This is a genomic window from Colwellia sp. BRX10-1 (assembly GCF_014077545.1).
In the GTDB taxonomy this organism is placed as follows: domain Bacteria; phylum Pseudomonadota; class Gammaproteobacteria; order Enterobacterales; family Alteromonadaceae; genus Colwellia_A.
This window is the reverse complement of sequence record NZ_JACGWC010000001.1, coordinates 21,883-39,566: the sequence shown is the minus strand read 5'-3', so window position 1 is coordinate 39,566 and position 17,684 is coordinate 21,883. Positions and strand designations below refer to the sequence as shown.

Sequence of the window (17,684 nt, the reverse complement as noted above, 5' to 3'; positions counted from 1 at the left end):
ATGAAAATATTAGTCACGGGCGGCGCAGGGTTTATTGGCTCTGCTGTTATTAGACACATTATTAATAATACCAATGATTCTGTGATTAACCTTGATAAGTTAACCTATGCTGGCAATTTAGAATCTTTGTTAGATGTTAGTGATTCAGACCGTTATAACTTTGAGCAAGTTGATATCTGTGACCGCATTGAATTAGATCGTGTTTTTGCCAAGCACAAGCCTGATGTTGTTATGCATCTAGCTGCAGAATCTCATGTAGATCGTTCAATAGATAGACCTGCTGCATTTATTGAAACTAATATAGTAGGTACTTACACTTTATTAGAGGCGACTCGTCAATATTGGTTAGAATTAGAAGTTGAACAAAAATCAGCTTTTCGTTTCCATCATATATCAACTGATGAAGTATATGGGGATTTAGAAGGTACAACGGACTTGTTCACTGAAAAAACTTCATATGAACCAAGTAGCCCATATTCCGCTTCAAAGGCGTCAAGTGATCACTTAGTGAGAGCTTGGTTCCGTACTTACGGTTTACCCACCATTATTACTAATTGCTCAAATAACTACGGTCCTTATCATTTCCCTGAAAAATTAATTCCATTAGTTATTTTAAATGCATTAGAAGGTAAACCTTTACCAATATATGGTAAAGGCGATCAAATTCGTGATTGGCTATATGTTGAAGACCATGCTCGTGCTTTATATAAAGTTGTTACTGAAGGCAATGTTGGCGAAACCTACAACATCGGTGGTCACAATGAAAAACAAAATATCGAAGTGGTTGAAAGCATCTGTCATTTATTAAATAAATTAGTCCCACAACAAAACGATTACAAAGATCAAATAGTTTTTGTTACTGATAGACCTGGTCATGATCTTCGTTATGCGATAGATGCTAGTAAGATTGAACGAGAGCTTGGCTGGAAACCAGAAGAAACATTCGATACAGGTCTAAGAAAAACTGTTGAATGGTATTTGAAAAATAAGACGTGGTGTCAACATGTACAAGATGGTTCGTATCAACGAGAACGTTTAGGAGCGTAATATATGAAAGGAATAGTTTTAGCTGGTGGTTCAGGAACACGCCTTTATCCAATTACTCAAGGTGTATCGAAACAATTACTCCCCATTTATGATAAACCAATGATTTTTTATCCTATCTCAGTATTGATGCTTGCAGGTATCCGAGATGTTTTAATAATATCGGCTCCGGAAGACATCGGAAGCTACCAACGTTTGTTATCTGATGGCTCTCAATTTGGTATTAATATTTCATACGAAATCCAACCTAGCCCTGATGGATTAGCTCAAGCTTTTATTATTGGAGAAGAGTTTATAGGCAGTGACTCAGTATGTTTAGTTCTAGGAGATAATGTCTTCTATGGTCAAGGTTTTTCTCTTCAACTTCAAAAGGCTACCAAAATTATTTCTGGGGCCACTGTTTTTGGATATCAAGTTAAAGATCCTGAACGTTTTGGGGTGGTTGAATTTGACGATAAAATGCGCGCACTTTCAATAGAAGAAAAACCGAAATGCCCCAAATCCAATTATGCAGTAACAGGTTTATATTTTTATGACAACGATGTTGTGGAGATAGCTAAGGGAATTAAACCATCGGATAGAGGTGAGTTGGAGATTACTTGTATCAATAATGAATATTTACGTCGAGGTAGCTTGAATGTTGAACTATTAGGCCGTGGCTTTGCATGGTTAGATACAGGTACCCATGATAGTTTATTAGAAGCGAGCCATTTTGTTCAAACTATTGAGCATCGACAAGGATTAAAAGTTGCTTGTTTAGAAGAAATCGCATATTCACAACAATGGTTAACCAAAGATCAAATCCTTAAACTAGCACAGCCAATGCTTAAGAATAATTATGGCCAGTATTTGTTGGAGTTAGTCAGTAATGATTAATAATGGTTGGAATATTACAGTAATTGATCATATTCAAGATGATAGAGGGAACCTATCAGTTGCTGAATTTGGCAAGCATTTTGACTTTAAAATAGAACGAATATTTTATCTTTCTAATATTGGCAAAGATGAACAAAGAGGTGACCATGCCCATGAACAGCTTAATCAATTCATACTGTGTGTTGCAGGGAGCTTTGATATCATTCTCGATAACGGTAAAGTAAAAGAAACTTATAGTATGTCAAACAACGGGAAAGGCCTTTTTGTCGATGGCTTAGTTTGGAGAACAATGAGTAACTTTACAAGTGATGCTGTAATGTTCGTTCTATGTGATCGTATTTATCAAGATGATAGAGTTATTAGAGATTACGATGAATTTTTAGTTAAAGTTAAAGAGAATAATAATGAAAAATAATAACTATCAAACTTGTTTAAGAACCTTTGCAGAATGTTATAAAACGCTCGGCGGTGAGGAAAGTCATACTTCATTAGAGTTTAAGTTTGAGCGTATGCTTTCTCATGATGAAAACAATGAATTTGAATCTATTCTATCTTGGTACAAAGAACAATGTTCAAAATGTAACATGAAAATAGACCTTATCCCATTGAAGGACTGCAGAGAATGGGACTTTGATGAAGCCACCGGCTCTTATGTTCACTCTTCAGGGGAATTTTTCAGAGTAGACGGCTTAAGAGTATCCAATACTGCTACACGGGAAGTTACTGGCGGTTGGGATCAACCCATCTTAACTCAAGTTGGTTATGATGGGGGAATATTAGGGCTGTTACGTCAAAGGATTAATGGGGTACCGCATTATCTTGTAGAAGCTAAGGCTGAACCAGGTAATTATAATTTAGTACAAATTAGTACAACAGTTCAAGCCACTTTTAGTAACTTAAAGCAGGCTCATAAGGGGAACTCTACGCCATATTCTGAGTATTTTCTTGATACAGAGAAAATGGGGGCTAAGGTATTATTTGACAAATGGATGTCGGAGGATGGCGGACGTTTATACAATAAACGTAATCGTTCAATGATAGTCGAACTCCCAGAAGACCTTCAACTATCTATTCAAACAGATCGATATCGTTGGGTAACCTTATATCAATTAATAAAACTTGTAGCTACACAAGACGCAATCGTTGCACCACATATCCGTGGCATACTGGCAGGAATATAAAATGTTAGCAATTATTGGTTATGGTGATCATGTACAACGTAATATTTTACCAGCATTAGAAAAACTTAAAGACGTTATCGTGAAATATGTTGTTGTAAGAGATTTAGATAAATATAAGCATCAAAGTAATTTCTTTTTCATAACAGACTTTTCTAAAGTCCTAGCAGATAAAGATATTACTTCCATATATATTGCGACTCCTATTAGCAGCCATTATAAGTATGTTAAAGAAGCATTAACAGCGGGTAAGAATGTTCTTTGCGAAAAGTCACTAACAACTAGTTTTGAAAATAGTGAAGAATTGGTTAATCTTGCAGCAAAAATAAATGTAAAACTTCAAGAAGTAGTCATGTATCAATATCATAATCAATTTATATGGCTTAAAAACTACTTAAAGAATGAATGCAATGGAAGACTAGTCAAAATACATACTAGTTTTCAAATACCTCATTTATCACCGGATAATATCAGATATTCAAAAAATCTAGGAGGAGGTGCATTACTTGATGTTGGTTTTTACCCATTATCGATGATTATTTCATTACTTGGTATGCCTAACATGGTGAAATCAATACTTACAGCACAGCCAAGTTATTCAGTTGATCTATCTGGTATCGCTATTTTTAATTATAAGGAACTATATGCTGTTGCTGAATGGGGCATTGGTCGATTATATAAAAATGAAATAACCCTTGAATTTGAGGATCATCAAGTGACTGTAGGTAGAGCATTTTCTAAACCACCAACATTACAAACAATAGCTACAATTACAAAAAACAATGGGAATAGAGAAGAAATTTCAATTAACTCATGTGATCATTTTTACAGGTTGTTTTCTGATTTTTTTAATGATGGCCATAACGATCTAGAACACCTTGCAGCTATTCTTGAAAGAGCTAAGGTAACTGATATTATTAAAAATGACTTATTATAACCTCTTCTTTTTGGACAATATTACGTGAATATAGAAAGAAAAACGGTATTTTATAAAGCTTTGTCGTCTTCATTATTGTCCAAATTAGTCAGTTTTATTTATCAGATATTATCAATACCTTTATTGATTTCGATGATTGGTACCCATAATTTTGGCCTTTTGGCTATATTGATGTCAATTATAGGTTGGGTTAATATTTTATCAGGTGGAGTTAGTCCGTTCGTCACAAAAGTTATTTCTGAAAATAAGGGGCTATTAGAACAACAAAATGTTATTGCAGGAAGTCGGACTATACTCGTTTTTGGTAGTTTTTTGCTAACAGCTATTTTTTTAATTATTGGTCTATTTATATATCAAGATTACCAAGAACTGGTCATTCCAGCACTTGTTTTATTTGTAATATCTATCCTAACGATTAACTTTACTATTGCAGATTCTATCAGGCAAGGTACTAAGCAACAGCATATAAATAATTTATTTATGATGTGTGCCAATATAACGATTATTGTCTCTATATTTTTTACATATCAACTCCCTTTAGCTGAACAAACTTTATTGCCGCTTGCTGTCATTATATTGTATTTGCCTCTTTTACTATCAAAAATAATAAATTTTTTTACAATAAATAAAAAGTTTTTCATAAAAGGATTCTACTTACCCTTTAAAAGTAACAAATTGCTGTTCAGAAATATTTATCACTTTATGTTAGCAAATTTTATGATCCAACTTTCTGTTGTCATTATAAAGTCATTTGCGATAATTTACTTAGGGGCCAATGACACATTTGCCGCAGCTAAAATGGAAATTATTTTTCGTTACTTGCTTATATCAGGTACTTTTTTTGCCGCTATTCAATTACCTTTATGGCCATTAATTACCGAAGCTAAAGCGAAGAATGATCTACTTTGGCTAAAAAAAGTGAAAGTATGGCTCGGCCTTGGCTTCTTATTATATGGTTTAGGCAACTTCGTTATTATGATTAATTTTGGCTTGTCAGTCTTTGAGCTATGGTTAGGAAAATCAGTGCTCTTTACTCAACAGGAAATCGTACTTGCAGGATTCTACTTCTTAGTTATATCAATTGTACAAGCACCGGTTATTATATTAATGGGACTTGGTACTTTTAGTTATATGGGAAGAATATTAATGGCTGAGGCATTGTTGTTTTTAACTTTTATTTTAAGCGGTTTTATATTTTCCATTAAGATCGATCTAAGTGTTGTACTTGCTGTTATGGCAAGCCTTAGAGTGGTTGTATTTATATTATTATACCAAAGGGCTTATAAGTAATTACTATGGCTAAAGTAATATTCGTTTCATATGCGTCGGGAACCTATAAATCTAATATTTATTGGAATAAGTTTTTTGTTCGATTCTTTATTAGGCCCGATAAAATGCTCTTTTTAACCGATGAAGACCTTCGACAAGATCCTATATACCATAAGTTTTTGTCAATTTTTTCAGCTAAAACTGGGGCTGGATACTGGGCGTGGAAACCTTGGGCTATATCAAAAGCTATGGACTTAGCAGATAATGGCGACATTGTTATATATCAAGACTGTGGTCAAGGTCTGCGATATAAAAATTTTATAAAGCCAAGTAATATTATATCATATGCAAAAAAATATAATGTTATGCCTGGAGTTTTCATACCAGAACACGGAACTAATATAGAATGGACACATAAACAGTGCTTTAACTTAATGGACTGTAATGCTGAAGAGTTTTATAATACAGCCCAGGTTGAAGCTGTTATTTCTGCATGGAAGGTCTGTGACAAAACAAAATTGATAGTATCTGAATGGTTAAATTATTGTACTAATGAAAAAATTATAAGTGATAAATATATCGAGAAAAATTCTGGTTTTGCGACGAACGGACACCGTTATGACCAATCGGTTCTAACCAATTTAGTTATTAAACATAACTTATCCCCTATCAGTCATGATTTAGTTGGTTTGCATTTATTTAAAAGTATGTCGTTTTTAAATTTATATCTAGCTAAAGATGTGTGGTACTCAAAAATTATATTCACAACAATACATCAATGTGTAAAAATATTAAGAAAGATTAGAAAAAAATCCGTTTAAAGAATTAATAGAGAAAATAATGTCATTCAGTATTATTACAGTGAACTATAACAATGTTAAAGGTTTGAATAAAACTATTAACAATATTGAAAAAGTAAAGGCAAAAACAAATTCAGCTATAGAACTTATCGTTATTGATGGTGGTTCAACAGATGATAGTGTGAATGTTATACAAAATAATTCTACAATCATTGATAAGTGGGTTTCTGAAAAAGATGAAGGTATTTTTGATGCTATGAATAAGGGAATAGATCTAGCTTCTAATGACTGGTTAGTTTTTATGAACTCGGGAGACACTTTTTATTATGAAAATATATTATCTATTTTTAAATCAGAACAAATTGATAATTCAATAAATTTTGTTTACGGGAATAAAATTGAGAATGGTGAAGTTGGCATTGTACAAAATATTGAAGTATTGAAGGCTGGTGTTATACATGCCTGCCACCAATCTATGTTTTTTAAAAGAAAGTTGAATATAAAATATGACAAAAATACGAAATTATACGGTGATTATGGTTATGTAGTTGATCACGTAAAACCAAATCCAGAAGGTGTATATTATTTCAATCATATAGTCTCTGAAACTGAACCTTATGGTGTTGGCTCAAAAGTATCATTTAGAAAACGTTATGAAAAATATCATCAAGTTATTTCACGATTTGGTTTTGTGGGTTTTGTGTTATCAATTTTTCACCGTATCAAAAAAATTTTTAAGCTTTTATAAAAAATGACGAGCTTAGCTTATTTGTGGCAGAGAGATGAGTTTTTATGACTAATTTAGCAGGCGCTAATAATAGCAAATTTTTTCTTTTTTATGTTTCCTTTTCTTTATTTGGTTATAGCTTGGCTGCACCTTTGTCAGAACTTGTTTTCCCTAACGTAGAATTTTCACCACTAACAATTTTATATCGTATGTTTGTTATAGGTGGAGCATTTTTATTTATATTTCAATTAATATTTATTACAAATAAAACTTTTGTTAATAAGCAAGGTAAATATATTTTTCTACTGTTTATATGTTTTTGGGCTATTTATAGCATCCGTTTAGCTTATGATGCTATGTTCCAGTCAAACTTATTGGGTGAAAACACGATAAGTTCATATCTTACTATTGGATATTTAATTGTTTTTATCCCTGCATTATCTCTTAGCCGCTCATATAATAAAACTGATTTAAAATATTTATTTCAAATCAGTTTTTATATTTTATTTATTGGTGTTTTATTAACGCTTTGTATTTCTGCATTTCAGATATTTGGTGGTAGTTGGCAAGGAGGGCAAAGACTTTCCTTAGAACGGTTAAATCCTATATCTTTGGGAAGGTATTCTGCAGTTTTATTTTTTTTGGCATTTAGTTTGATGCAATTACAGCGTAATAACAAAATATTAATGCTATGTGGTATTTTTATTGGTATTTCAGGTGTTTTATTATCAGGTTCTCGAGGAGCATTGGTTGGCACTTTATTTGTTTTGTTAGTAAATTTTTTATTAAAAGTTAACTTTAAAAATTTGCTGCTTATTAGTGTTCTTCTGCCTGTTGCTGCAATGTTTGGTATTTTTCTTCTATCAATATTGATGCCTGATATTGATGTTGTCGAAAATTATCTAAGGATGGGGGGGAAAAGTGATGAAAGTGCGCAAATTCGTTATCAACTTTATAAAGGGGCTTTTGAGCAGTTTTCTAATTATCCAGTTTTTGGTGATCTCATCGTTGAAAGAGTATTTAAGTATTACCCTCATAACCACGTTTTAGAGATATTAATGGCAACGGGCATATTCGGTTTTTCTTTTTTTGCAACCTTAAATATCTTACTTTTTTATAAAGTGAATTGTTTATTAAAGGAAGATAAAACTAAAGAAGGGATAATTAGATTACTAATGTACTTATATGTTTTTTATCTTGTTGGCGGTGTTTTTTCCGGAACTATCATTGGTTCACCCGAATATTGGTATTTAGTTGTTATTATTTCATTTACGTGTCTCAATAAAAATAATTTTCATACTAAAGGAAAATATTTTTATTCTCAGTAGAGATGTTCGTCTCTTTATAGTTGCTTTGAAATATCAAGTGACTTTGTTACATACTTTTTTGATATCAATTTTTATAGGAAGTTTTTCAATGTTATTAAATAGTCGCACAGTTATTATGTTGAAAGGTCTTCTTAATGACATCAGGAATATATTGAATTTTAAAGTTAAGCATAAATTTGTTCAATATGGTAAGAATGTTCATATTCAATGGAATGTAGAAATTTTTTCTCCAAATAAAAATGTAATTATTGGTAATGAAGTTGGTATTAACAGTGGCACTGTTATCATTAGCGATTTAGTGGTGGGGAATGATGTGTTAATCGCACCTAGGTGTGGTTTCATAAATAGAGGAGAACACACTTATGATGTTTGTGGTCAAACAATATTCTGTGGACCTCGAGCAAGGTCAGAAATCATTGTTATTAAAGATGATGTGTGGATAGGTTACGGTTCAACTATTCTTGGTGGTATTACTATTGGTGAAGGTTCTGTTGTTGCTGCTGGATCTATCGTCATTAACGATGTTCCAGAGTATTCGATTGTTGCTGGGAATCCAGCGAAACTAATAAAAATGCGATTTACTAAAGAAGAAATTATCACTCACAAGGAAATGTTAAGAAAAAGATATGAAACAAAATAAATTAGTAATAATACAACCTGCACTTGGAAGGTACCGAAAAGGATTTATAGATAGCTTAGTTAGCGAAAATTGCAATGAATTTGATATCTCCATTATTTGCTCTCCAGTCGATAACGCAGGGGTTAAATCTATGGACAGTATTCACCCCTCTATTGAATACAACTTAGTTAAGATGACAAGCATATTTAAAGTTTTTTTTTGGCAGCATTTATTTTTCATTGTTTTAAAAATGAACCTTTCAAAGGGAGATTCGTTAATTATAAACGGCAATCCTCGCTTTTTAAGTAGTTTAGCTATTAGCCTATTTCTTAAATTAAAAGGTATTGAAATTTACTGGTGGGGTCACGCATGGTCATCGAGTAGTTCGAAAGTAGGTAGTTATATACGATTTAAACTAATGAATCTTTACAAGATAATACTTTATACAGACGAAGAGGTTGAACTGTCAAAAGGCTTAATTAAATCGGATGTTGTGGGGTTAAACAACGGACTAGATATACTAAGTATTAGAAAAGGTATCCTATTTGATAAAAATAAATTTGAGTTTAAAATATTTAAAATAGCCTTCATTGGAAGGTATACAAAGAAATCAAATTTTGGGCTTTTGATTAAAGCATTAAGTCAAATACCTGCTAACGAGTTAGAATATATCCAACTAAATGTTATCGGAAACATACCCGAACAAGAAATGTTAAAATTGTACCCTCAATCAAAAAACATAAATATCAATTACCATGGTGAAATATGGGATGAGCATGAGATTTCAAACCTATTAAATGATAATCATGTATTTGTCTATCCCGGCTCTGTAGGGTTGAGTATTATCCATGCATTTGCTCTTGGTTTACCTGCAGTAGTGCATAATGAAAGAATAATGCATATGCCAGAAATAGGTGTATTTGAAGATAGAGTTAATGGCATATGTTTTACAAATGGTTGTTCAAAATCTCTAGCTGAAAAGGTTTTGTATTTAAAGCATAATGTTAACGTATTGAAAGAATATTCTGATAATGCTTACTCAAAAGTTACTACGACTTATAATACTCATGATATGGCAATTAGATTTATAAATTTCATACGAAAAAACAAATGATCTCTATGTATTTACTTTATTAAATTAACAATTAAAAGGGATCACACAGAATCGAAAATAATAGAGGGCAGACCATTTATATTCTTAATAAAAGAGATTGTGTTGGATTTAATGATAACGGCTACTTAGTCTTTGTTCGCCGAGTCTAACCCATCAAGATCATTTTAGTTTAGAAGAACTTGATAAAACAATTAAACATTAAACTTGTTGAATATACTCTGAAGTGAAAATAATAAAATGAAAGTTTCAATCATAACAGTTTGTTTTAACTCTGATAAAACAATCGAAGATACGTTAAAGTCTATTAAATCACAAACATACTCGGATATTGAATATATTGTCATTGATGGTAATTCCAAGGATTCCACAAATGAAATAGTGTCAAAATATAATGATATAGTGACGGTCCATATCAGTGAAACTGACAAAGGACTTTATGATGCAATGAATAAAGGGATTAAGTTGGCAACCGGTGATGTCATTGGTATATTAAATTCGGATGATGTATTTGCATCAAAGGATAGCCTTTCGCAGTTAATGTCTGGCTTTAATTCTAGTAAAGTTGATGCCGTGTACTCTGATCTTGTTCATGTTTCAGAATTTAATTTAAACAAAGTGACTAGGCTTTATAGTTCCAAAGTTTTTAGTAAGTTTTTAATCCGGTTCGGTTTCATGCTTCCACACCCTACATTTTATGTGAAACGATCTATTTATGAAAAACTTGGTTTATATGAAATTAACTATCGAGCTGCTGCTGATTTCGAATTAATAACACGATTCGTGTCAAACGATATAACTCTCAAAAGGGTTCCTGCTATTACAATAAAGATGCGAGAAGGAGGTGTTAGTTCTAGTGGTTTTAAAGGGCGAGTTCAACAAACTTTTGAAATAGTTAGGGCATGTAAAGAAAATGATATTTATACAAACATATTATTTGTAATGCTAAAAGTGCCATATAAAGTATTCACTTTATTTACTCGTTGGTTTGTTAGGGTAGAAAAGTGACCGTTCTTATTACCGGAGCGAATGGTTTTGTTGGTTCACACTTAATTGACAACCTTAGGTGCAATTATAAAGTTGTAGGGCAAGTTAGAAATATAGTTAACTCTGTACGGAATGATTCTTCTTTGTTTACATTAGATGTTAATGGTACGTCTGACTGGAATGATTCACTTAAATCAGTAAATGTTGTTATTCACTTAGCTGGGATTGCACATAACAAATCAAGTGATTTCCATTATATGCGTGAGGTTAATGTAAATGGTACAATCAATCTTGCGCAACAGTCTGTTAAAAATGGTGTAAAGCGTTTCATTTTTATCAGCTCAATTGTAGTGCTAGGTAATAGGAACACAAATAACCTACCATTTAATGAGCATTCACCTCATTCCGCATATTCCGAATATGCACATACAAAACTGGATGCTGAAAACGCATTACTAAAAATAGCTGAGGAAACCGGACTTGAAGTTATCATCATCCGTCCAGTATTAGTTTATGGTATAGGGGCTCCTGGTAATTTTGGTAAATTAGTTAAATTAGTTAATAAAGTTTCAATGTTACCTTTTGCATTGTGTACAAATAAACGCAGCTTTATCTCTGTTGATAATTTAGTCGATTTTATTTCTACTTGTATTGACCACCCTAAAGCGAAAAATGAAATTTTTTGTATTTCTGATGGCAATGATGTTTCCATTAGAGAGGTTACGGATGGTATTGCACTAGGACTAAATAAAAAATTAATACAACTGCCTATACCAGTATTTATTTTCAAATTATTAGGTAAAATCACGGGTAGAAGTGAACCAATTGAGCAATTGATTGGTGTTTTTCAAGTTGACTCAAGTAAAGCGAGACAACTACTTAATTGGACTCCACCGTTTACTATGGCTGAAACTTTTATCAAATTGTCAAATAACAAATAAGAATTATTATGAAATATACATCAATTCGGATTTTAGATTTTTTTATGGCCTTTCCCAATTTTTATTTTTAGACTTTTATTAAAAGCTTTAACCTGGGAGTCAATATCAATTCAGTTGTTTGATAGCTTAGAAGTTGATAACTCTAGAGCTAAAAAACTGTTGGGTTGGTCTCCTAATCAAACTATGTCTGATGTTTTTAAACAGCCATAACACATTTTAATCTACTTAATCATTAAGAAACGAACATGACACTTCTACTAATCCGCATTTTAGACTTCTTATTTGCCTTCTTTGGGCTTTTTTTTGGTTTTCCAATTTTAATTATCTTAACCATCATCGGTTACTTTGATACAGGTTCTCCTATATTTATTCAAGAGAGAGTAGGGCGAAATAAGAAACCATTTAAATTAATAAAATTTCGTACAATGACAGTAGGTACTGCTTCAGTAGCAAGCCATCTAGCATCAAGTTCCTCTATTACTAAGTTCGGTAACTTTTTACGTAAGACTAAACTTGATGAATTGCCACAGCTTTGGAATGTATTTAAAGGTGAAATGAGCTTGGTTGGCCCTCGTCCTAATTTGTATAACCAAGGAGAGTTGATTCTTGAACGTGAAACACGTTGTGTTTATAATGTACGCCCTGGTATTACTGGCTTAGCTCAAGTCAATGAAATAGATATGTCTACGCCGGCATTACTGGCTAAGACTGATGAGGAAATGATATCTACTTTAACTATTAGTTATTATTTTAAATATATACTCCAAACTGTTACTGGCTCAGGTAGCGGTGATAGAGTTACTAAAGACTAAAGACTAAAGACTAAAGACTTTTACAAACATAATTACAACATATAAATAACAAAGGAAGTGACGTGGTCGTATCAATTAGACCACATCATACTGTTGAGTATGGTTTACGTTATGCAGAATTAGGCGAAGATTTTAAAGTTTATTTACAGGATATTGTTAACAGTTAGTGATTTATTATTTCTAGTTCTGATCCTGTGGATTCAGGCCTAAGATACAGCTTGAATGACAATAAACTGGGTTCCTGCTTAAGTGATAGTCGGAATAAATAAAGCAAAGGAAGTGGATCTTCGACCAGGTACTTCGAAGATGACGGTTTATAAGTTTGCAGATAGAAGTCGCTATCGAACCATATTATACGAAATAGTAAGTGACATTTCAGAGTAACAGGCTAACTGATTAGACCCTCGTATTCCCTCAAATCAGAAAGCTAATTGTTGTGTAAATGTACAGGAATGCATTTTTTTTCAGTTAAATTTCGGTTTTTTTAGTTTATACTAGGTCATTATGTAACAGGAAAATGTATTTTAATTTATAAAAGGAATTAGTTAATGACTTTGATTCAATCAGTTTTGAAATTACCACGCCCCTATAAGCGTGCCATTTCACTATTAATAGATTCAGTATTTTTATTTTTAGCCTTTTGGTTCGCATTGTTCATGCGTCTTGAAAGCTTCTCTCCTCTATTTAAACAAGATTACTGGCTAGTTTTTTCCTGTGTGTTGCCGTTTAGTTTACTCGTTTTTGTAAAACTAGGTCTGTATCGTGCTGTTCTACGTTATATGAATATGCAAGCTATTTGGGCTATTGGGCTAGGCAGTGTTTTTTCTGCGGTATTAATCATTGGTTTTTCTTACTTCTTTACAGCGGGTATACCTCGTACTGTTCCTTTTATTTTCATGAGTTTATCTTTGATATTGATTGGTGGTTCAAGAGTTGGCGTAAGGGCGGTCATTAGCCACCCACGCTGGCATAAAAAAAACTCGATCTTAATTTATGGTGCGGGCTCTGCAGGACGTCAGTTATCAACCGCTTTATCACAGGGGCCTGAATATCATGCTGTTGCCTTTGTTGATGATGATGTTGCATTGCAAAGAACCGTTATTCAAGGTATTCATGTTTATGCCCCCGAGGCAATACCCAGCTTAGTTAAAAGTAAAAAGATAGAAAAAATATTATTAGCTATGCCCAGTGCCTCAAGGTCACGTCGCAAAGAAGTATTGAGTAAAATTGATTCACTAGGAATTCAGGTATTAACTATTCCTGGCATGGCTGATGTTGTTGACGGTAAAGCTAACCTTGAAGAATTTAAAGACGTTGGTGTTGAAGATTTATTAGGCCGCGACCCAGTAGAGCCTAAACCTGAGTTAATGAATGCTAATGTCGCGGGTAAAATTGTTATGGTTACTGGCGCTGGTGGCTCTATTGGCTCTGAATTATGTCGTCAAATTATTCGGCTAAACCCCGCTAAATTGGTTTTATTTGAGTCGTCTGAGTTTGGTTTGTATACCATTGATAAAGAGCTTAATGAATATAAATTAACACACGGCTTAATCGTAGAAGTATTGCCTATTATGGGCTCAGTACAAAGAGTTAATCGCATTGAAACGGTTATGAAAAGTTTTGCCGTACAAACTGTTTACCATGCTGCAGCATACAAGCATGTACCACTGGTTGAGCATAATGTTGTTGAAGGTGTTAGAAACAATGTTTTTGGTACTTATTATGCAGCGCGTGCTGCCATAAATGCCAATGTTGAGACTTTTGTATTAATTTCTACTGATAAAGCCGTTAGACCTACTAATATAATGGGTACCACTAAACGTGTGGCTGAGTTGGTATTGCAGGCGTTGTCTAAAACACAAGATACCACGCGTTTTTGTATGGTTCGCTTCGGTAATGTTTTAGGTTCGTCTGGATCTGTGGTTCCTTTGTTTAGAAAACAAATTAAGGGCGGTGGTCCGGTAACATTAACGCATCCAGACATTACTCGTTATTTTATGACGATACCTGAAGCCTCTCAACTTGTTATTCAAGCCGGTGCTATGGGCACAGGTGGAGATGTATTTGTACTTGATATGGGCGAGCCAGTAAAAATTTATGACCTAGCCTGTAAAATTATTCACTTGAGTGGTTTTTCAGTTAAATCTGATAACAAGCCTAACGGTGACATTGTTATTAAATGTACTGGGTTAAGGCCTGGTGAGAAGCTTTATGAAGAACTTCTTATAGGTGATAACGTTTCAGGGACTATTCATGAGCGTATTATGAGTGCACAGGAAGCCATGCTTGATTGGCATGAGCTAGACCCCATGCTAAAAAAACTCGATAATGCTTGTCATGCGTTTGACCATGAGTTAATTCGTGAGATATTGCTTAAGGCCCCAACAGGATTTAACCCCACCGATGGAATATGTGATTTAGTGTGGCTACAAAAAGAAAAAGCGTCGTTGAAAACAGCTGTAATTATCGAGTTGAAAAAAGTCACTTAATACGCCAATACTCTAAAACTAATGGCTCGCTGTTTAACTGGTCATTAAAATGTGGATGTTCTTCGTTATTATGATTTAAAAGCCATTCGAGATTGAATGCTTAGAATGGTTTTTCTAGTTATAGCTCAACAAACCCTGTGATTCTGGTCGAGCTAACTTACACAGCACCTGGTGCTATTTTGCTCTACGACCTCTTATTATCAATAGTTAGAATTAACCTTGTTAGGATTTATTAAAATGAAGCAACGTATTTTATTTGTATTGGCTTTACTGCCATGTTTTATTAATGCCGTGGAACCTGAGGCAAGTATGTCTTTTCAAGGGTATAGCGGACTAATAAATACCCCTACAGCCACATTGTTTGATGAAGGTACGCTTTACCTGAAATACACTAATCAAGTTGAAACAAGGGATGGTTATCGAAACGGTGATAATTATAACTTTGGTGTCGGTTTATGGAAGTATGTTGAAGTTTCAGCCCGGTTAGCTGATTACCAAGCCCCCAATGGTGGTAGTAGCCCTACAGATCTATCAGCTAACATTAAAATAGGTATTCCTTTTATCCCAAAGGACTGGTTTAGTTTAGCGGTAGGTATTCAAGATCTGGGTGGTGCAGCGAACTTTTTTGATGCTAAGTATGCTGTGGCGACAAAAAATATCCTAGAAGACGTTAATATATCACTGGGTATCGGACAAAGCGACTCATACCAAGGGCGCCTTGATGGTGTTTTTGCGGGTGTCGAATGGCAGCCTTATCAATGGATAAAGCTCTCAGCAGAATATGATGCGGCCGATACTCAATTAGGTATGCATTTATCTTCACCTAAACAGTGGTTGAGCAGCGGTATTCAATTGACTACTGAACTACTTATCTCTAGTAGTAACGAAGCATTAAAAGATGATGTTTATTATGGCATAGGGTTAACTATACCGCTTGATTATGACGCAGGTAGTCATTCATCTTACCCAAAAAGTGACCCAGTAAACCATGTTAAAGCTGATAGTCAATTAGCACGAACGGGTGAATACGTAGCATTAGCTATAAATGATGTCGAGTTAGATGATGCTTATCGCTCAGGTGCACTTGAGCGATTACAGTTAAGAAAATTCCTGGTTAAAGAAGGTTTTGAATCAATCAGGGTCGCTGAAGCTGATGTAAATACGGTCTATATAGAACTTGAAGATCACATTTATAACCGTAACAAAATAGATGGGCTTGGCGTTATTCTAGGGATTGTCAGTAAAAATATACATCATAATTATTCGCACTTTACTTTAGTGCTGAAAGAGCGAGAAATATCAACTTTAGTCGTAAAAGGTAGTATCGCTGAATATGATGCTTTCTTAAGAGATGATAAGCCTTTAAAAATTGATATATCAACCGATACTTTTGCCACTGAGCGGTTGACCTCGGATGATGCTGATAATAGCAATAATTTTTGGCTAAAACCACGCTTTACCTTTTGGCCTGGAATAGCCTCTAGAGTGGGTACAGAACTTGGCGTCTTTGATGCGTCTGTAGCCTTAATTAGCCACGTTGAATTACCATTATGGCCTGGTGCTGTTTTAACCGCTGCACATGTTGCACAGTTTGCTGAAACCAAGAACTTTGAAGATGGTCAATATTTCGCTGATGATAAGCAAACAACGGGACTAAAAGAATATAGCTTTCATCAGACCTTTTCATTACCGTATTCGGTAAAAAACATGACTTTTTTTGGTCGCTATCGTGATACTTATAACTATGTAGCGAACGAAGCTCGTTGGCAAAGTGTTGGTGGTGCTCATAAATTAAACCTGTTCACTGCAAGATATGCAAACCAATTAGTACCAACAGGCAGGGCTTACGCGGGGTGTAATATTTTAGCTTTGCGTTGTAGGTCGCCAAAAGAACCTGAACCAAGAGAGGTTCTTATTGGTACGTATAAATATTATAACGCTCATCTTAACGCGACTGCTGAACTACAGGTAGGAAAGTACTGGCAACGCGATAAAGGTTTAATCCTTAAAGTAGAGAGAATGTTTGGTGATGTGTCGTTAAATTTAACCTATAAAAATACAAAAATTGATGGTGAAGAAGCTAATCAATTTATTGGTCTTGGCTTTTCAATACCGTTAACACCACGTAAAGATTACAATAATAAATACTTTCAAGTAAGAGGTAAGCCTAAGTGGAATTATTCAGTGAGTACGCTCGTTGGGAAAAACCATAATAGACTAACACCAGGTACTGGCGATAACACTAAGCAATTTTATAACCTTGATAGTGCCTTTTATAATCATGACCGTTTAGGCAGTGAATATATTTATGAAAATTCGAATCGCTTAAAAGAGGCGTATTATCAAGCGCGTTAATATGTTTACCATTATTAATAAAACCCAGTGAACATTTGAGTTGCTGGGTGTGAGATAAACTTGTAAGAATAGATAAAAAAAAACGGCTGTGTAGCCGTTTTTTTGTTATCGATAATTTAAGTTATTATTACATTTTTTTAAGCTCGTTTTGAATACCTTATATGATTTCATTAAACTAAAACGTATGGCTAACGACACCTGTCTCTAATTC

16 protein-coding genes are annotated in these 17,684 nt (G+C 33.8%); all 16 read left to right on the top strand.

What is annotated here, in order from left to right; all coding sequences use genetic code 11:
- Positions 1 to 1,047: a dTDP-glucose 4,6-dehydratase gene (gene rfbB / locus H4J75_RS00180; RefSeq protein ID WP_182221030.1), complete on the top strand. Its 1,047-nt coding sequence runs from the start codon at positions 1 to 3 to the stop codon at positions 1,045 to 1,047.
- 3 nt (positions 1,048 to 1,050) lie between these two features.
- On the top strand, positions 1,051 to 1,920 hold the full coding sequence (gene rfbA / locus H4J75_RS00175; protein WP_182221029.1) for a glucose-1-phosphate thymidylyltransferase RfbA: 870 nt from the start codon (positions 1,051 to 1,053) through the stop codon (positions 1,918 to 1,920).
- Positions 1,913 to 2,335 (top strand): FdtA/QdtA family cupin domain-containing protein, encoded by a 423-nt coding sequence (locus tag H4J75_RS00170; RefSeq protein WP_182221028.1) that lies wholly within the window; start codon positions 1,913 to 1,915, stop codon positions 2,333 to 2,335. The genes rfbA and H4J75_RS00170 overlap by 8 nt, the downstream gene beginning before the upstream one ends.
- Complete coding sequence (locus H4J75_RS00165) at positions 2,325 to 3,101, top strand: NDP-hexose 2,3-dehydratase family protein (protein ID WP_182221027.1); 777 nt, start codon at positions 2,325 to 2,327, stop codon at positions 3,099 to 3,101. Before H4J75_RS00170 ends, H4J75_RS00165 begins: the two co-directional genes overlap by 11 nt.
- A gap of 1 nt (position 3,102) precedes the next feature.
- The gene (locus H4J75_RS00160; RefSeq protein ID WP_182221026.1) at positions 3,103 to 4,035 is read left to right on the top strand and encodes a Gfo/Idh/MocA family protein; all 933 of its coding nucleotides are present in this window, start codon (positions 3,103 to 3,105) and stop codon (positions 4,033 to 4,035) included.
- 24 nt (positions 4,036 to 4,059) lie between these two features.
- Complete coding sequence (locus H4J75_RS00155; protein WP_182221025.1) at positions 4,060 to 5,325, top strand: oligosaccharide flippase family protein; 1,266 nt, start codon at positions 4,060 to 4,062, stop codon at positions 5,323 to 5,325.
- Between the two features lie 5 nt (positions 5,326 to 5,330).
- Positions 5,331 to 6,125, top strand: a complete 795-nt coding sequence (locus H4J75_RS00150) for a hypothetical protein (protein WP_182221024.1) — start codon at positions 5,331 to 5,333, stop codon at positions 6,123 to 6,125.
- A 19-nt stretch (positions 6,126 to 6,144) separates the two neighbouring features.
- Positions 6,145 to 6,852, top strand: coding sequence for a glycosyltransferase (locus tag H4J75_RS00145; protein WP_182221023.1), 708 nt, complete (start codon positions 6,145 to 6,147; stop codon positions 6,850 to 6,852).
- 44 nt (positions 6,853 to 6,896) lie between these two features.
- On the top strand, positions 6,897 to 8,159 hold the full coding sequence (locus tag H4J75_RS00140) for an O-antigen ligase (RefSeq protein ID WP_182221022.1): 1,263 nt from the start codon (positions 6,897 to 6,899) through the stop codon (positions 8,157 to 8,159).
- Between the two features lie 88 nt (positions 8,160 to 8,247).
- On the top strand, positions 8,248 to 8,799 hold the full coding sequence (locus H4J75_RS00135; protein ID WP_259366310.1) for a hypothetical protein: 552 nt from the start codon (positions 8,248 to 8,250) through the stop codon (positions 8,797 to 8,799).
- Positions 8,786 to 9,892, top strand: coding sequence for a glycosyltransferase (locus tag H4J75_RS00130; RefSeq protein WP_182221021.1), 1,107 nt, complete (start codon positions 8,786 to 8,788; stop codon positions 9,890 to 9,892). Before H4J75_RS00135 ends, H4J75_RS00130 begins: the two co-directional genes overlap by 14 nt.
- A gap of 237 nt (positions 9,893 to 10,129) precedes the next feature.
- On the top strand, positions 10,130 to 10,897 hold the full coding sequence (locus tag H4J75_RS00125) for a glycosyltransferase family 2 protein (protein ID WP_182221020.1): 768 nt from the start codon (positions 10,130 to 10,132) through the stop codon (positions 10,895 to 10,897).
- Positions 10,894 to 11,817 (top strand): NAD-dependent epimerase/dehydratase family protein, encoded by a 924-nt coding sequence (locus H4J75_RS00120; RefSeq protein ID WP_182221019.1) that lies wholly within the window; start codon positions 10,894 to 10,896, stop codon positions 11,815 to 11,817. The genes H4J75_RS00125 and H4J75_RS00120 overlap by 4 nt, the downstream gene beginning before the upstream one ends.
- Positions 11,818 to 12,062: 245 nt before the next feature.
- Positions 12,063 to 12,629 carry a sugar transferase gene (locus H4J75_RS00115; protein WP_182221018.1) on the top strand — a complete coding sequence of 189 codons (567 nt, stop codon included), beginning with the start codon at positions 12,063 to 12,065 and terminating at the stop codon, positions 12,627 to 12,629.
- A 548-nt stretch (positions 12,630 to 13,177) separates the two neighbouring features.
- Positions 13,178 to 15,118 carry a nucleoside-diphosphate sugar epimerase/dehydratase gene (locus H4J75_RS00110; protein WP_182221017.1) on the top strand — a complete coding sequence of 647 codons (1,941 nt, stop codon included), beginning with the start codon at positions 13,178 to 13,180 and terminating at the stop codon, positions 15,116 to 15,118.
- Between the two features lie 237 nt (positions 15,119 to 15,355).
- Positions 15,356 to 17,473 (top strand): YjbH domain-containing protein, encoded by a 2,118-nt coding sequence (locus H4J75_RS00105; RefSeq protein WP_182221016.1) that lies wholly within the window; start codon positions 15,356 to 15,358, stop codon positions 17,471 to 17,473.
- The last annotated feature ends 211 nt before the right edge of the window (positions 17,474 to 17,684 follow it).

Bases quoted from the DNA above. Each gene is read 5' to 3' on its own strand.
- rfbB (WP_182221030.1), top strand. From the start codon at position 1: ATGAAAATATTAGTCACGGGCGGCGCAGGGTTTATTGGCTCTGCTGTT.
- rfbA (WP_182221029.1), top strand. From the start codon at position 1,051: ATGAAAGGAATAGTTTTAGCTGGTGGTTCAGGAACACGCCTTTATCCA.
- H4J75_RS00170 (WP_182221028.1), top strand. From the start codon at position 1,913: ATGATTAATAATGGTTGGAATATTACAGTAATTGATCATATTCAAGAT.
- H4J75_RS00165 (WP_182221027.1), top strand. From the start codon at position 2,325: ATGAAAAATAATAACTATCAAACTTGTTTAAGAACCTTTGCAGAATGT.
- H4J75_RS00160 (WP_182221026.1), top strand. From the start codon at position 3,103: ATGTTAGCAATTATTGGTTATGGTGATCATGTACAACGTAATATTTTA.
- H4J75_RS00150 (WP_182221024.1), top strand. From the start codon at position 5,331: ATGGCTAAAGTAATATTCGTTTCATATGCGTCGGGAACCTATAAATCT.
- H4J75_RS00145 (WP_182221023.1), top strand. From the start codon at position 6,145: ATGTCATTCAGTATTATTACAGTGAACTATAACAATGTTAAAGGTTTG.
- H4J75_RS00140 (WP_182221022.1), top strand. From the start codon at position 6,897: ATGACTAATTTAGCAGGCGCTAATAATAGCAAATTTTTTCTTTTTTAT.
- H4J75_RS00135 (WP_259366310.1), top strand. From the start codon at position 8,248: ATGTTATTAAATAGTCGCACAGTTATTATGTTGAAAGGTCTTCTTAAT.
- H4J75_RS00130 (WP_182221021.1), top strand. From the start codon at position 8,786: ATGAAACAAAATAAATTAGTAATAATACAACCTGCACTTGGAAGGTAC.
- H4J75_RS00125 (WP_182221020.1), top strand. From the start codon at position 10,130: ATGAAAGTTTCAATCATAACAGTTTGTTTTAACTCTGATAAAACAATC.
- H4J75_RS00115 (WP_182221018.1), top strand. From the start codon at position 12,063: ATGACACTTCTACTAATCCGCATTTTAGACTTCTTATTTGCCTTCTTT.
- H4J75_RS00110 (WP_182221017.1), top strand. From the start codon at position 13,178: ATGACTTTGATTCAATCAGTTTTGAAATTACCACGCCCCTATAAGCGT.
- H4J75_RS00105 (WP_182221016.1), top strand. From the start codon at position 15,356: ATGAAGCAACGTATTTTATTTGTATTGGCTTTACTGCCATGTTTTATT.